Source organism: Sphaerochaeta sp. UBA5849 (assembly GCA_002432715.1).
Taxonomy (GTDB): domain Bacteria; phylum Spirochaetota; class Spirochaetia; order Sphaerochaetales; family Sphaerochaetaceae; genus Sphaerochaeta.
This window is the reverse complement of sequence record DJGJ01000064.1, coordinates 17,829-30,980: the sequence shown is the minus strand read 5'-3', so window position 1 is coordinate 30,980 and position 13,152 is coordinate 17,829. Positions and strand designations below refer to the sequence as shown.

13 protein-coding genes are annotated in these 13,152 nt (G+C 52.6%); 7 read left to right on the top strand and 6 right to left on the bottom strand.

Annotation, left to right across the window (positions count from 1 at the left end):
* Positions 1-211 precede the first annotated feature (211 nt).
* On the top strand, positions 212-940 hold the full coding sequence (locus B3K89_RS10890; protein ID WP_293890647.1) for an HAD family hydrolase: 729 nt from the start codon (positions 212-214) through the stop codon (positions 938-940).
* A complete protein-coding gene (locus tag B3K89_RS10885) occupies positions 931-1,875 on the top strand; it encodes a DMT family transporter (RefSeq protein WP_293890649.1) in 945 nt (314 codons plus the stop codon). The genes B3K89_RS10890 and B3K89_RS10885 overlap by 10 nt, the downstream gene beginning before the upstream one ends.
* Here B3K89_RS10885 and B3K89_RS10880 read toward each other — a convergent pair.
* The 5 genes from B3K89_RS10880 to B3K89_RS10860 form a co-directional block, all read right to left on the bottom strand.
* A complete protein-coding gene (locus tag B3K89_RS10880) occupies positions 1,848-3,743 on the bottom strand; it encodes an ABC transporter ATP-binding protein (RefSeq protein ID WP_293890651.1) in 1,896 nt (631 codons plus the stop codon). The genes B3K89_RS10885 and B3K89_RS10880 overlap by 28 nt on opposite strands.
* Complete coding sequence (locus tag B3K89_RS10875; RefSeq protein WP_345907396.1) at positions 3,740-5,470, bottom strand: ABC transporter ATP-binding protein; 1,731 nt, start codon at positions 5,468-5,470, stop codon at positions 3,740-3,742. The genes B3K89_RS10880 and B3K89_RS10875 overlap by 4 nt, the downstream gene beginning before the upstream one ends.
* Positions 5,467-5,910: a MarR family winged helix-turn-helix transcriptional regulator gene (locus B3K89_RS10870; RefSeq protein ID WP_293892189.1), complete on the bottom strand. Its 444-nt coding sequence runs from the start codon at positions 5,908-5,910 to the stop codon at positions 5,467-5,469. Before B3K89_RS10870 ends, B3K89_RS10875 begins: the two co-directional genes overlap by 4 nt.
* A 123-nt stretch (positions 5,911-6,033) precedes the next feature.
* Positions 6,034-7,605 carry a glucose-6-phosphate isomerase gene (locus tag B3K89_RS10865; protein ID WP_293892186.1) on the bottom strand — a complete coding sequence of 524 codons (1,572 nt, stop codon included), beginning with the start codon at positions 7,603-7,605 and terminating at the stop codon, positions 6,034-6,036.
* 71 nt (positions 7,606-7,676) lie between these two features.
* Entirely contained in the window at positions 7,677-8,147 is a 471-nt protein-coding gene (locus tag B3K89_RS10860; RefSeq protein WP_293892183.1) for an arginine repressor, read from the bottom strand.
* Between the two features lie 165 nt (positions 8,148-8,312).
* On the opposite strand from B3K89_RS10860, the gene B3K89_RS10855 reads away from it, so the two are divergent.
* Genes B3K89_RS10855 through B3K89_RS10845 form a run of 3 tightly spaced genes read left to right on the top strand, consistent with a single transcriptional unit; the run spans position 8,313 to position 10,941 of the window.
* Positions 8,313-8,864 (top strand): LemA family protein, encoded by a 552-nt coding sequence (locus B3K89_RS10855; protein WP_293892180.1) that lies wholly within the window; start codon positions 8,313-8,315, stop codon positions 8,862-8,864.
* Entirely contained in the window at positions 8,864-10,723 is a 1,860-nt protein-coding gene (locus tag B3K89_RS10850) for a DUF2207 domain-containing protein (protein ID WP_345907395.1), read from the top strand. Before B3K89_RS10855 ends, B3K89_RS10850 begins: the two co-directional genes overlap by 1 nt.
* The gene (locus tag B3K89_RS10845) at positions 10,717-10,941 is read left to right on the top strand and encodes a DUF1653 domain-containing protein (protein ID WP_293892174.1); all 225 of its coding nucleotides are present in this window, start codon (positions 10,717-10,719) and stop codon (positions 10,939-10,941) included. Before B3K89_RS10850 ends, B3K89_RS10845 begins: the two co-directional genes overlap by 7 nt.
* A gap of 54 nt (positions 10,942-10,995) precedes the next feature.
* On the opposite strand, the gene B3K89_RS10840 is transcribed toward B3K89_RS10845, so the two are convergent.
* A complete protein-coding gene (locus tag B3K89_RS10840; protein ID WP_293892171.1) occupies positions 10,996-11,274 on the bottom strand; it encodes an RNA recognition motif domain-containing protein in 279 nt (92 codons plus the stop codon).
* 282 nt (positions 11,275-11,556) lie between these two features.
* Here B3K89_RS10840 and B3K89_RS10835 point away from each other — a divergent pair, with 282 nt between their 5' ends.
* Both B3K89_RS10835 and B3K89_RS10830 read left to right on the top strand, forming a co-directional pair.
* Positions 11,557-12,225: a diacylglycerol/polyprenol kinase family protein gene (locus B3K89_RS10835; protein WP_293892168.1), complete on the top strand. Its 669-nt coding sequence runs from the start codon at positions 11,557-11,559 to the stop codon at positions 12,223-12,225.
* Positions 12,222-13,100: a DUF92 domain-containing protein gene (locus B3K89_RS10830; RefSeq protein WP_293892165.1), complete on the top strand. Its 879-nt coding sequence runs from the start codon at positions 12,222-12,224 to the stop codon at positions 13,098-13,100. Before B3K89_RS10835 ends, B3K89_RS10830 begins: the two co-directional genes overlap by 4 nt.
* Positions 13,101-13,152: the final 52 nt, after the last annotated feature.

Sequence of the window (13,152 nt, the reverse complement as noted above, 5' to 3'; positions counted from 1 at the left end):
GGAAAATTTAAAAAACCGCTTGACGTTTTTTTGTGTTATCGGTACTGTACTTTTCAGAAAGAGAACGACTTGCTTCTGTGCCCGTTGGGTCGGATGGCAACGAAATCGGATTTTTTCTAACCTCCTTTTGTTCCCCCAGGGTTTAACCTCCTTTTCCCTGGGGGTTTTTTTATTCATTGACGCGTTCTGCTATTCGGCGTATCATCGGCCAATGGCTGCACCCGTACTTTCCACCATCCTCTTCGATCTCGATGGGACATTGCTTCCTCTTGACCAGAAGCAATTCATGCAAGGGTATTTCTCTTTATTTGGGAAACGCTGTGCAGAGCTCGGTTATGAGGCAGATTCTTCACTTGCAGCCCTTCAGGCTGGACTGAAAGCAATGCTTGCAAACGACGGGACGATGACCAACAAAGAGCGATTCGATCAGACATTCGAGCAGATGACAGGCATTGCGAGCAGCGAATTCAATACCCGCTTTGCTTCTTTCTATGAAACGGATTTTCATCAGCTCAAGGAGGCAAGCAGGAAATCTTCCCTTGCATCCGATTTGGTAACCATGGTTCGCAACAAAGGCTATGATGCAGTGCTGGCCACCACTCCGCTTTTCCCTTGGCAGGGAACCCATGCGCGCTTGGCTTGGGCCGGCATCGATCCATCTCTTTTCTCTCTGATCACCACCTACGAGGATTTTTCCTATGCGAAGCCATATTTGGGGTATTATCACGAGGTTCTCAAGCATCGGGGGGTACAGCCAAGCCACTGCATGATGATCGGCAATGATGTAGGTGAGGACATGGTGGCCCGAGAGCTCGGCATGGATGTATTTCTCGTCACCGATTGTCTGATCAACGAACAACAGGCCAGCCTTGAGCCGTATCCCAAGGGAAGCTTGCAAGACTTGTATACATTTTGTGAGGAGCTGTCGATATGCAAATAGAGAAACAATCGATACTGGCGAAACCGCTGGTTGCTGCGCTGCTTGCGAGTTTTTGTGCCCTGCTTTGGGGAAGCGCCTACCCGGCTATCAAGCTGGGATACGAGCTGTTTGCAGTCGGAGCGGATGATACACCAGCCAAAATGGCCTTTGCCGGTCTTCGGTTTGCCTTGGCAGGCTTGCTTGTGTTTCTGGTCCGGTTTGCCCAGAGGGGGGAGAAGCAAAGTCCCAAGAGCCTGGATGGAAAGCAATGGGGCGGCATCGTACTGCTCTCGTTGATGCAAACCACGATTCACTACTACTTTTTCTATATCGGTGTGTCCTACACCACCGGGGCGAAAAGTTCGATTCTTAACGCTTCCTCGGTCTTTTTCAGTGCCCTGCTCGCACATTTCTTCTATGCAAACGATAAAATCAACACACGAAAGGCTGTAGGTATTCTCTTGGGATTCCTTGCTGTCATCCTCGTCAATTTTGAATCGAGTCTTACTCTTTCCTTTACTTTCCAGGGAGAGGGATTCATCGTAATTGCCGCCCTGCTGCACAGTATGAGCTCGCTGTACAGCAAACGGATGTGCAAAACCATCGATCCTGTTCTGCTTACCGCCCTGCAGCTTTTCCTCGGTGGTGCCATCCTTTTGGGAATCGCTTTGCTTCAGGGGGCCTCTTTTCCGAAGAGCGGGATTGCAGGCTTTGGCCTGCTGGTGTATATGGCATGTCTGAGTGCTGCCGCCTTCTCCCTATGGACAAACCTGCTCAAGCACAACAGAGTCAGCTCCATTACCATTTTCAACTTCCTTATTCCGGTTTTCGGAACCCTGCTGTCCGCCCTTGTGCTGGGAGAATCGGTACTGCACGCGCAGTACCTTGCCTCCCTGCCGTTGGTAGCGGTCGGGGTGATACTGGTCACCTACTCCAGTTCAAAAGCCCCGGTATAGAGGCGGTAGTACTGGCCCTTCAGTTTGAGCAGCTCTGCATGGGTTCCCTGCTCGATGATCCTGCCGTTCTGCAGTACCAAAATCATATCGGCGTTGCGGATGGTCGACAGCCTGTGCGCAATGACAAAGACCGTTCTTCCCTGCATCAGGGCATCCATGCCCCGTTGGACAACCGTCTCGGTATGGGTGTCGATGCTGCTGGTAGCCTCGTCAAGGACCAGCACCGGAGGATTTGCCACAATGGCCCGTGCGATGGAGAGCAGCTGTCTCTGCCCCTGGGACAAGGATGCGCCGTCACCTGAGAGCTGGGTCTGGTATCCCTGGGCGAGGTGGGCGATGAAGGTGTCGGCGTTGGCAAGCTTTGCTGCCTCGACAACCTCCTCATCCGTTGCATCCAGGCGGCCGTACCGGATGTTTTCCATCACCGTCCCGCTGAAAAGGTGGACATCCTGCAGGACCACCCCGAGCGAGCGCCTGAGCTGACTTTTGGAAATGGTATTGATGTCGATGCCATCGTATTGGATTTTCCCATCGGCCAGGTCGTAGAACCGGTTGATGAGGTTGGTGATGGTGGTTTTCCCGGCGCCTGTGGCTCCAACGAGGGCGATTTTCTGAGCAGGCTTGGCTTCAATGGTGATATCCTGAAGGACGAGCTTGTCCTCGTTGTAGGCAAAATCGACTTCGTGCAACTGCACATGGCCGCAGAGCTTGGTCAATTTGCCGCTCCTATCGTCCATCCAGGCCCAGATATTGGTCTTCTCATCGGTTTCGGTGAGCGTCCCGTCCTCATGTTGTTTTGCATTCACCAAGCGGATGTGACCTTCATCGGGTTCACTCATTTCGTCCAAGAGGTTGAAAATGCGTTTGGTGCCCGCCAGTGCCATCGCCACAGAGTTGAGCTGTTGCGCCATTTGATTGATCGGCATGTTGATCGAGCGGCTGAGTTGCAAAAAGGAGGCTATGGCTCCCAAGGTAAGCGAACCGATGCCGCCGATGGCCAACAAGCCTCCAACAATGGCGACCAGTACATACTGGATGTAACTGATGTTTCCCATGATCGGCATCAGGATGTTTGCAAAACGATGAGCGTTGAAGGCATCGCCGGCCAATTCCTCGTTGAGCTGGTCGAACCGCTTTTTTGCCCGATCTTCGTAGGTGAATACCTTGATGACCTTCTGACCGTTGATCATCTCCTCGATATACCCGTTGGTTTTACCGATTGCTCTCTGCTGGGCCATGAAGTACGAGCCGCTTTTCATGGCCACCTTGGATGTTATGAAGAGCATCATCGCCAAGGAGGCCACCACCACGAGAGTCAACTGCCAGCTGGTCAGCAGCATTGCAAGAAATATCGCTGTGACCGTAATGATCGAGTTGATGAAGTGCGGAATCGATTGGGTGACCATCTGCCTGAGGGTGTCGACATCGTTGGTGTACAGGCTCATCACATCGCCGTGCGAGTGGGTGTCGAAGTAACGGATCGGCAAGGTTTGCATGTGGGAGAACATGGCATCGCGGATGTCCTTGAGTGTCCCTTGGGCGATGGTGATCATCAAACGGTTGTAGGTGAAGGACGCAACCACTCCGCTTGCATAGATGGCCAGCATCGCCAGCAGCGCCCGGATGAGGGGGGCGAAGGAGGGGTTTGTTGTCCCGATGAGCGGTGTTATGTAAGAGTCTATCAGGATTCGCAAGAACACCGATCCCGCCACGCCGCTGAGGGCACTGATGATGATGCAGAAAAACACGATGACAAAGCGCCCCTTGTAAGGGATGATGATCAGGGAGAAGAGACGCTTAAGGGTGGCAAAGTCAAGTTTGGGCATTCCGCCGTGCATCCGAGGCCTTTGATTACCGACCATTCTCATGCTTGTTCCTCCTTGCGCAGCTGTGCAGCATAGAGTTCCTGATAGCGCGGGCAGGAGTCGAGCAGCTGTTGGTGAGTCCCCACCGCCTGGATGTGACCGTCATCAAGCATGATGATCTGGTCGGCATCCTCGACGGATGCAACCCGCTGGGCGATGATGATCTTTGTAGTATCCTTCAGTTCAGTTGCCATGGCCTTGCGGATGGCTGCATCGGTTTTGGTATCCACAGCGCTGGTTGAGTCGTCGAGAATCAGGATCTTGGGTTTCTTCAGCAGGGCTCGGGCGATGCACAATCGCTGTTTCTGTCCTCCTGATACGTTTGAGCCGTCCTGTTCAATATGCGTCTCGTACCCGTTTGCCATGGCTCTGATGAACGAATCGGCTTGGGCGATCCTGCAGGCCTGGACAAGCTCTTCATCACTGGCGTGCTCGGCTCCCCATCGCAGGTTCTCTGCAATGGTTCCACTGAAGAGGATGTTCTTTTGCAGGACCATCGCAACCTCCTCCCTGAGGCTTTCGAGGTTGTACCGTCGGACATCGACTCCTCCGACTTTCACCGAACCGGACAGCACGTCGTAGAGACGGGGGATGAGCTGTACCAGCGTGGTTTTTGCACTGCCGGTCGGGCCGAGGATGCCCACCGTCTGTCCGCTCTCGATGTGCAGATTGATATCGTACAGGCATCGCTTTTCTTCACTGTTGAAGTAGCTGAAGTCGACATGTTCAAAGGTTATCGATCCATCGGCTATGGTTTTCAGCCCGTCGATGTTCGGGTCCAGGCTGTTCTGCTCGGACAACACCTCTTCGATTCTTTGGGCTGAGGCTTTGCTGATGGTCAGCATGACGATGACCATCGAGAGCATCATCAGGCTCATCAGGATCTGTGAAGTGTAGGTGATGAAGCTCATCAGCTGGCCGGTGGTCATGGAGGATGAGACGATCAGGCGGGCGGCGATGTAGGAGATCGCAAGGATGGACAGGTACATCGTCCCCTGCATCAACGGGCTGTTGAACGCCACAATTTTTTCTGCTTTCGTGGAATTCTGGTAAATCTCATCGGAGACGGCGTTGAACTTTGTTTTCTCATGCTCCTCACGAACAAACGACTTCACCACCCTGATACCCCGAATGTTCTCCTGCACCACCATGTTGAGCCGATCGTAGATCTTGAAGACGCGGGTGAAAATCGGATAGGCAGCGCGGATCAGAAAGAAAAGACCGATGCCAAGAACGGGAATCGCCACCAAGTACACCATGCTCAGGCGTGCATTGATGTTGTAGGCCATCACAAAACTGAAGAGCAGCATGACAGGGCTTCGCACAGCAATTCTGGTAAGCATCTGATAGGCTTGCTGGATGTTCGTGACGTCGCTGGTCATCCTGGTGACCAGCGAAGCGGTGGAGAACTTGTCTATGTTGGAGAACGAGAAGTCCTGAACCCGATAAAAGAGGCTTTTTCGTACATTGCGTGCAAAACCGGTGGAAGCCTTTGCGGCAAAGTGGCCGGAGAGCACCCCGAACAGCAGGGCTATCAAGGCACAGAACAACAGCAACGCCCCCCACTTGAAGATTTCGTTGAGGTTGCCTGCATCAACACCCCTGTCCAGCAGGAAGGCCATCAAGAAGGGGATGGTGACATCCATGACAACCTCAAGAATGACGAAGAGGATGGTCAGGAAGGTGGGAACCAGGTTCCCTTTTGCTTGTTTTGTCAGGTTTCGTATCATAATTCGGTATCCAATTGGTGATTCAGTTTCTCCGTGATGGTGAAGAACTGATGCAGTTCCTCATCGGTGAGGCAGCTTCTGAGTGAGGCCTCGAACTCATTGACCAGTTTGAGGTGTTCGCTGCACAGGGCCTTTGCTTTCGCGGTCAGGCGGACTTGTTTCTGCCGTTTATCGGTAAGGCAATCCTCCCTGGTTATCAGGCCCTCGCCCTCCATGCCGCAAAGGATATTGGTCATGGTCGAACGCCTGATAAGCAGATGCTGTTGCAGTTCGCTTTGCAGGACGGTTTCTTTTTCATGGTGGGCAAAGTATCCAAGAATGGGACTGCGTACTGCAGTGGAAGTAGAGTCATGGCCCAAGCGAAGTTGTTGTCCAAGATTCCTTCCAATACGATGAGAGAGGGTTTTAATGGTGAATCCAATGTGCGGTGTTGTTTCCATGAGCTCCAGACTATTTGTTAGGTTGCTAACGATAATAGTGAAAAGACGGAACAACGACAACCATTTTCCTTGAAGATGCGTGAAAAGCAAAAGAAACAGCCCCGGTCCGGGGCCGCAGATCACCTAGAGCAGTTCTGCGAATGCCTTGAGCACTTCATCGCCCTTGCACCCATCCAGGACCTTGGTTGCCAGGACCTTGCCCAGCTGGACTCCTTCCTGGTCGAAGCTGTTGAGGTTCCAGACAAACCCTTGGAACATGACCTTGTTCTCAAAGTGGGCCAACAAGGCGCCGAGCGCTCTGGGGTCGAGCTGCTTGGCGGACAGAAGAGAGGACGGCCGATTACCGGCAAACTGTTTGTTTGCATTAGCATCGTTCTTGCCCAAGGCGAAAGCAACAATTTGGGCAACCAGGTTGGCGTTGAGCTTTTCTTGGCTGGTGGAGCCTTCCACTACGACATCCTTGTGGTACTGCGACTCGGAAAACCCGATGAACTGCAGGGGTACGATATCGGTTCCCTGATGCAGCAACTGATAAAAGGAGTGCTGGCCGTTGGTGCCCGGCTCGCCGAAAATGACCGGTCCAGTCGGGTAGGAGAGGCGCTGTCCGTCCCGGTTCACCTGCTTGCCGTTGCTCTCCATGTCCAACTGCTGCAGATGGGCGGGGAACCGGCTCAAGGCCTGTGAATAGGGCAGGATTGCCGTTGTGGGATAGTGAAGGACATTGCGAAGATATACACCCAAGAGTGCATCGAGCAGGGCGGCGTTCTCCTTCACCTTGGGATTGAGTGCAAGCATATCGGCTTCATGGGCTCCATCAAGGAAGGTTCTGAAGGTGTCGAAGCCGAAGGCAAGGGAGAGAATGACCCCTCCCACCGCACTGGTGGAGCTGTAGCGGCCGCCGATGTAGTCATCGATGAAGAAGGAATCGAGCACAGTGGAGGATGAGGCAAGCGGACTGGTCTTGCTGGTTACTGCGACCATGTGTTTTGCCGGATCGATGCCCCTGATGCCGCTGTCGGCGATGGCTTGGAAGACAAGGTCCCGGTTGGTGAGGGTTTCCAGGGTTGTTCCGCTCTTGGAGACCAGGATGAAGAGCGTGCTTTCCAAATCGAGGCCCGCCAGGACCGCTTGAGCATCGTCGGGATCGACATTGCTGATGAACTGTGCATCGAGCAACTCGATGCCGGCACTCGTGCACCATCCTTTGAGAGCGAGATAGAGTGCCCGGGGACCCAGGTCGCTGCCGCCGATGCCGATCTGCACCACAGTGGAGAACTTCTTGCCCGTGGACCCAAGAATGGCCCCACTGCGAACCTGGTCGGAGAAACGCTTGATCTTCTCCAACTGTGCCTGGTAGAAGGCTTCCTTGTCCTCGGAGTCGGCATGTACGGGTTTCCCTACCCGGCCACGGGTCAGATGGTGGAGCACCAACCGATTCTCGCCGGTATTCATGACCTGTCCATCGACCAAGGCTTGGTACTTATCAGTCAATGACAACTCGTCGCTGAGCTGTTGCAATACCTTCAAATGCTCCTCTGCAACGGGCATGGCACCATAGTGGTAGGTAAGGCCTCCTCCTGCATTTGCATGGTAGGCCTTGATGCGGTCCGCCTTCAATACGATTTTCAGGTCGCTTGCAGGCAGGGCCTGCAACTGTTTGAATGCATTGCTGGTATCGAGATTCTTATACTTCATATGGTCTTCTCCTGATGGTACACAAAAGCCCCTCCATTGTAAGCGGAGGGGCTTTTGTGTGCAAGGTGGCTTTACTCCTCTATGTCGGGAATGCGGGTTTTGAAACTTTCCTGCAAATCTTCTTTGGTCATTCCTTCGCGGAGGATGACGAAAATGGTATCATCGCCTGCCAGGGTGCCGAGGATTTCCGGGATGGCAAGCACGTCCAAGGCGATGCCAACCGAATTGGCATGACCGGGCCTGGTCTTGATGACTCCGAAGTTGCCGGAAAATTCAATGGATAAAATGCCTCTGCGGACATCCTGGATATAGCTTTTCTCAGACTCACTGATCAAGTCATTCTCGGGAAGACTGTAGTAGTACCCCGACCAGCCATCGCTGATTTTGCCCACTTTGAGCATTTTCAAGTCTCGCGAGAGTGTAGCCTGGGTAACCGAGTACCCTTCGGTCCTGAGCATCTCCAGCAACGTATCCTGGTTGTCGATGCGGTTGTTTTTGATCAATTCCTTGACGACCGCCAGCCTGTTGTGTCGTTCCCTCATGGTTTGGATTCTCCTGGAATGGAATATTTATGCGATTTACACGAATAAAGATACAGTAGAATTAGCTCGAATGCAAGCTTCCCTCTTCCTTATTTTGCCGAACTCTTGACCGACGGCCTCCCTTGCAGCATGCTGGGAACTGATATTTCCGACAGGGAGGTTGGTATGACAATTTTGTATATTCTCATTGGTGTCGTCATCTTGATCGGTTTGTATGTGGTCAGCGTGTATAACAAGTATGTGCGCTTGAGAAACCAAGGCGAGGAAGCTGAATCGGCAATCGATGCCCACCTGAAGCAGCGCTATGACTTGGTTCCCAATCTGGTGGAGACCGTCAAGGGATATGCAAAACACGAGGAAAAAACCCTGACTGCAGTCATCGAGGCACGCAACAAGGCCGTCAGTGCGACAGGTCTTGAGAATAAGGATGCTGCAGACAAGGCCTTCAGCTCCACCCTCAAATCCCTGTTCGCCCTCAGCGAAGCCTATCCCGACCTGAAAGCCAACCAAGGCTTCCTGGACCTTCAGGCACAACTGCAGAAAATCGAGGAACAGCTGCTTGGGGCCCGCAAGTACTACAATGCCATCATCAAGAGCCTGAATACGATTATCGAGGTGTTCCCTTCTTCCTTGGTCGCTTCAATCTTCCATTTTGCAAAGAAGCCGTATTTGACCATCGAGGAAGAGGCAAGAGCCCGCGTCGAGGTCAAGTTTTAATGAAACGGACACTGCTTTTCGTCCTTCTGCTCTTCTGCAGCATCCCTCTGCTCTTTGCACAAGACTATGTGTTTGAGCGCTTTCATCTTGAAATGGAGGCTGGTTTGGACAATAGCTACCGGGTACAGGAGCAGATAACGGCCAACTTTTCCACCCCGCGCCACGGAATCTATCGCGAGATTCCCATCCAATTCGGCAAGGTGCGGGTCAAGCTGAAGGATCTCCAGTCCAATGAGCCCATCCAGGAAGATTCCGTTTCATCGGGTTGGGTGACCTTCCGCCTGGGATCGGAGAATCGAACCGTCACCGGCCTGAAAGAGTATCAAATTCGCTATACCTATGTGATCGGGGACGATCGCAATGAGGAGTATGACGAGTTCTATTACAACCTGGTTGGGCCGGGCTGGCAGGCTCCGATCAAGGAGATGACGTTTCGCATCACCTTTCCCAAACCAGTTGATCCTTCCATGATCTTCTTGACCGGAGGAACCTACGGCTCAACCGCCCAACGGGGTGTCTTCAAGCTCAGTTCGGATGGAAGGACCATCGAAGGCCGGGCAAGCAACCTTATGCCCTCAGAAGCCCTTACCTTGCGTGTACAGATGGAGCAGGGTTACTTTTCCGACGTAAAACCCTTTGTCGATTACACCATGCCGGCTTCCATCGTTGCCTGGTTGGTCGCCTTGGTTGCAAGTGTCCATGTTGCGATGCTGTTTCGTCGGTATGGCCGGGAGGAGCTGTTCATTCCAGTGGTGCGCTTCGATCCTCCAGAAGGGCTGAGCCCGATGGAAGTCGGGTATTTGGCCGACGGTGTGGTGGACAACAAGGATGTCACCAGCATGCTTTTTGCCTGGGCCGACCAAGGTTGTCTGACTATCGAGGAACAGGGTAAAAAGGATTTCCTGTTTACCAAACTCAAGGAGCCATCATCAAACAAGGCTCATGAGAAGAGGCTCTTCGATGCGTTCTTTGCATGCGGGGATGGTGAGACTGTTACCTTGAAGCAATTGGAGAAGGGAAAGTTCGCCGAGGCCCTGAATAAGGCGAAAACCGACGTACATGCCTACTTCAAGGGAGAGCGAAGACTCAATGACAGCACCGCAGAGAAAAAGCGGATCATCGCCATGCTGTATGGCGCCTTGGTTGCAGTGTTGAATGCTGTTGCTTCGACCATCACCTATATTTCAGCCGAAACGGTTCCCTTCCTGGTGATCGGGTTCTTCAGTTTTGGCATCGCCATGCTTTCAGCCAGTCGGTTGTCGGCAACGTGGGTGATGAGCTCGCTGGCCAAGAGGACGATCAAGTTCTTTGCCCTGGCCCTCTTTTGTATTGCGATGTTCGGACTTGCCTTTCTGTTCGAATATTCGGTGGTGGGACATGGTCTGACCTATTCGGCGGTCATGAGCCTGGCTATAGTGATTTTCCCTGTGTATTTTGGTTTCTTGACGATCATGACAGCCAAGCGAAGCGAATATGCCCAGCAGAAGCTTGAGCAGATTGTCGGTTACAAAGAGTTCATCAGCAAGGTTGAGATGGACAAGCTGAAGATGATGATCGACTCCGATCCCCAGCTCTTCTACCATGTACTTGGCTATGCCATTGTATTGGGACTTGAGGATGTCTGGGCGAAGAAGTTTGCCAAAATCGCCATCGAGCAACCCTCGTGGTATGTAGGCAGCCGCCCGATCAGGGATGCTGTGTTCTACAGCGCGCTGTCCCATCGTTTGCATGGTTCGATCATGGAGAAAGCCGTTTACACCCAGGCGAAGGGTGGCAGTCGCTCTCCGATCCACTCCTCCTTTGGGTCAAGTGGATTCAGCGGCGGTGGTTTCGGTGGTGGTGGAGGAGGCGCATGGTAGAACCAAAACCTATCCAAAAGGGAGTCTATAGGCACTTCAAGGGTGGTTTGTATGAGGTGGTGGATACCGTCATCGATAGCGAGACACTCGAGACGATGGTCCTGTATCGCCCGCTTGGCACCCCCTGGTGGTGGGTTCGTCCGTATGCTATGTTCACCGAGACAGTGGAGTCTGACGGCAAGCGGGTATTGCGTTTTCAGCTGGAGGAAGCACAATAAGAAAAAACGGAGCCGCAAGGCTCCGTTCCCGTTACTGAATCATACAAAGGCTGCTTAGTTACGATAATTCCCATGTGCCGGCCGAGGCTTTGCAATAGCTTCGTTTACCCGAAGATTGCGTCCGCCCACTTCCTTGCCGTCAAGCTGGGAAATCGCAGCATCGGCTGCGGCATCCTCCGCCATTTCCACGAACCCGAACCCTTTGGGACGGCGGGTTTCGCGGTCAATGATGATATTGGCACTGACAACGGTGCCGTACTGTGCGAACAGGTCCCGAAGTTCTTCTTCGGAAGTGTTGTAACTCAGGTTTCCAACATAGATTTTCTTTGCCATTCAAAGCATCCTTCGCAGGTCTACTGCACCTGCATTGCAATATTGCATCATGTGGCGCAGTCTTGAACTCTTACCTGTCTGCGGGAGCGATTCAGTAACGCACGCGTGCGAACATTTAGGAATTGCGTACCAGCTGCAACACAAAATCGAAAGCACTAAAACGGTACCACGAGGCAACTGTGCTGTCAATTCTCCGTCTATTCATTTTTGCTCTTTTGTACACATGTCTGCATTGTGCATCAACTCTTGAAATTTTTATACATTCTCTGCATCATGACGCGTATGAATAATAACATAGTTGGATTGCTGATATCGTTTCCCTTCCTGGCCTTGGTCATAGCAGTGGGAATCTTTTTGAAACATCGGTTTTCGATTTCCGGTGAATCGATGCGCAAGTTCGTTCACATCGGGGTTTCCAACTGGTGGTTCATCGAGGTGAATTTCTTCACCAGCTTGGGCTATGCTTTGGTAGGTCCCATATTTTTCATCATTGTCAACAGCCTTTTTACCTTTTTGGGGTGGGGAAAAGCACTCGGCATGGATGACCGCAAGCGCAACTACGGTCTTGTCTATTTCCCCATCACCTTGTTGATTTTGGTGGTGATGCAGCATCAGGGGATTGTCTCTTCGCTTGCATGCAGCATCGGAGTCCTGATCATGGGATACGGAGACGGACTGGCTGGCCTCTTTGGGGCAAAGTGGGGCAAAAAGAAGCTGCCCATCGCCTTTGCCGACAAGTCATATCTCGGGACCCTGGTCATGGCCGCTGTAAGCTTTGCCGTCACCTTCATCGGACTTGGCATATACAGTACGCTTGGTTTGGGTTCGGTTTTTGGTATATCCCTGATGATTGCATTGGTAAGTGCTTTGACAGAAGCTGTTACCCCGCTTGGGCTGGACAATATCACGGTCCCCTTGCTCGCAACCTTTCTTCTTGGGGTATTCGTATGAGTGCGTATGCGAACCTTGTTCCGGCAACCGGTTCTCTCACCTCCTATTTCAATGGATTCTTTTTTTCGTTACCCTTTGCTTTCTGGGTTCTTGTCTTGATTATGCTGATTGTTGCGGTAAGCTCCTACATCGCCCGCCAACTCACCTTCGCTGGAGCTGTTGCAGCCTTTTTGGTTGGTTTCGGCCCCACTTGGATCCTGGGCTTCGGCGCCTTGGCGACCTTGTTGCTGTTCTTTGTGGCGGCCGGGGTGCTCGGCAAGCTGTCCAAGCGGATAATTTCCTTTGATGTTATGAAGATTCAAGAGAAAGGCGGGCGCCGTGACGCCGTACAGGTATATGCCAATGGCCTGATGGCCTTGGTTTCCGCCCTTTTATATGCCTACAATCCCAGTCTCCCGTTTCTGGTGATGTTCGGTTCGGCGGTGGGGGAGGCGGCCAGCGACACCTTCGCAAGCGAGGTGGGCATTCTCTCCAAGACCAAACCCGTTTCCATCATCACCGGCCGCCCCATGACCCCTGGTCTTAGCGGAGCAATAAGTCCGCTCGGCCTCGCCAGCGGTCTCTTGGGAGCTGTCCTGATTGCTTTGTGCGTGTGGGGATGCTTTCTGCCGATGAGCTCTATGAGTGTTCTCGCAGCCTCCGTCATTGCCCTCAGCTCCTTTGCAGGGTGTCTGTTGGATAGTGTCTTGGGGGCGACTGTACAGGCACACTATTATGATGAGGCCAATGATTGCATCACCGAGCGGCCGATCGTCGATGGAAGGGCCCTGCCGCTTGAGCGTGGACTAAGGTGGGTGGATAATGATATGGTGAACTTGGTAAGTAATGTTGCTTCCGCTATTTTGGGCATGTCTTTGTCCCTGATATTCACGTAATCTGCATTTTTCACTTGCTTCTCGGCATTTTTATTTGTATGTTACATGACGG